Genomic DNA, 2,248 nt, shown 5'->3' on the forward strand with positions numbered 1-2,248 from the left:
AGCCATGACACGATAAATCGTTATCTGAAAACCGAAAATTTTGATGACCAAAATTTATGGGGAAATGTTAAAGATGAAATTGTAACTAACACAGAAGGCTATTTAATATTTGATCATACAGTTCTTAATAAAGAACATAGTAATAAAATTGAGTTAGTCCGCCGACAGTATAGTGGTAATAACCATAGTGTAATTCGTGGTATAGGGATAGTAAATTGTATATATTTTAATCCAGAAGCCGAAGAGTTTTGGCTGATAGATTATCGAATTTATGACCCGGATACTAATAAAAAAAGCGTGCGGAGATCATGTAGAAGAAATGATTTTTTCTGTGGTAGGTCATAAAAAACTACCGTTTAAGACTGTATTAATGGATAGTTGGTATGCCACACAAAGATTAATGGCATTGATAGACAATTTAGGAAAAATATATTATTGTCCCTTAAAAATAAATCGCTTAGTAGATGATACTGGTGGTGTAGAAAAATATAAAAATATAGGAAAGTTAAGTTGGAATGAATCCGAAAAAACATCAGGTAAAATAATTAAATTTAAAGGGTTTCCAAGAGATAAAAAAGTCAAACTATTCTGGGCAACTGTTTCGACCAACAGGACAGAATATATTGCAACTAATGACTTAGCTCAATATTCAGTAGATGCTGTAGAGTTTGAGTCTCAAACTAGATGGAAAATTGAAGAATTTCACAGATAAATTAAGCAGTTAACAGGTGTTGAATTTTGTCAATGTCGTCTTAGGCAAATTCAAAAAAATCACATAGCTTGTGCTATGTTAGTCTGGAATTTCTTAAAAAGATTAGCAGTAAAAATAGGAAAAACTATCTATAGAGTCAAACATGATTTACTATCAGATTATCTGCTCCAAGAGCTGAAAAAGCCTACAATAAAATTCAGGGCTATTTTTATTTGATAGGTATTTTTTTCTCTTGCTTTAAGAATGGCAGAAATATTTAGGCGATCGCTTGAAAATTTATAGCGATCGCCTAAATTAGTAGACGCTATATATAGTGCCCTTGCGTAAGTCCTGAACTTTAGGGAATTAAAAGAACGAATTAATTATCGCAAATACACTACTGAGTGCGGTAAACCTCCCTATCATACAGTTGAGGTATTAAGTTTAATTGATGATGTAATAGACAAAGATAGGAGTAGGAATTTTTTAAACCCTAAAGATTCTACAAACTATACAATAAATAATCATACTGACTCAGTAATAAATATTAATGAAAATGATGTTATTGGCAATCAAACTATAGCTGAAAAACTTGTCAATGACCAAAGCCAGAAAATTGAAAATAAAAATGGAAATGTTGTGGGAAATGTATTGGGTGATGAGAGTAAGATTGCAGCTAAAGTAACAGGAAATTCTCCTCAATCAAAAATATCCCCTCAGCCAAAAATAGAAAAACCGAAAAAATTTGGATTTTTAGATTTCTTGACTTGGATGCAGAATGGGCAAATTATTTATTACTTAGGTTCTACTATTATTGGCATTCTTTTGCTGATTATTTATCCTAAGTTATTTCCATCTGGGTTTCCTAAATTGGTAGAGAAAGTTCAATATCTATTTCCAGCCCCACAAATAGAAAATGAATCTAATAGTTCAAAATAAGTTTTACTTCTTCAATGTGGGTTTCTGAAGATAAAAAGATGGATTGAGAAACATAGTAAGCTCATCCAAATTCGATTCCAATTTGATACTACTAATAGAAGTAATATCGTGTCTGCTGGTATCGTTTGTGTCAACCAAAGCGTGAATATCTACAGAAAATTTAAGTTTTTTCGGACTTTTAAGTATTCTGTTCTAGATAACTAAAGCTTTCTTCTTTCTTCCCTCTTCCTTCTTCCTTATATTTACAATAAGGACAGGAGATATTTTTTTTTCAAATGTCATAATAATTTTTTTGTTTTGAAGGAAGTTATAAATTAAAAATTTACTAGATACAGAAAATTTAAGGAAGCATGAGGTAAAGCTTAAGACTAATCTATAATTCTTATTCATTCCTTGTTCCCTAAAAACATATTATCAACTCGAAACTTGTTCTAATATTTGAAATTGATGAATGTTTGATTTAGTAACTACTTTTTCAACAACAATAAAACTAAAAATATTAAAAGTAAAATAACCTCTGTTCCTAATAAGCCGTAAATAGTTGTTCGCTGTTGTTCGGTAAAGGCAAAATAATCTAGAAAAACTGTGTAAATTAAAAATTGAGATAAAATTCCTATG

General features: G+C 30.3%; 1 protein-coding gene and 1 pseudogene. Both read left to right on the forward strand.

Going from position 1 to position 2,248, the window contains the following annotated elements; genetic code table 11:
- Positions 1–928, forward strand: a pseudogene (locus F6K13_RS29435) (transposase); the annotation flags it as partial.
- A gap of 402 nt (positions 929–1,330) precedes the next feature.
- Entirely contained in the window at positions 1,331–1,630 is a 300-nt protein-coding gene (locus F6K13_RS29440) for a hypothetical protein (RefSeq protein ID WP_124143260.1), read from the forward strand.
- Positions 1,631–2,248: the final 618 nt, after the last annotated feature.

Source organism: Okeania sp. SIO2B9 (genome assembly GCF_010672505.1).
In the GTDB taxonomy this organism is placed as follows: Bacteria; Cyanobacteriota; Cyanobacteriia; order Cyanobacteriales; family Microcoleaceae; genus Okeania; species Okeania hirsuta.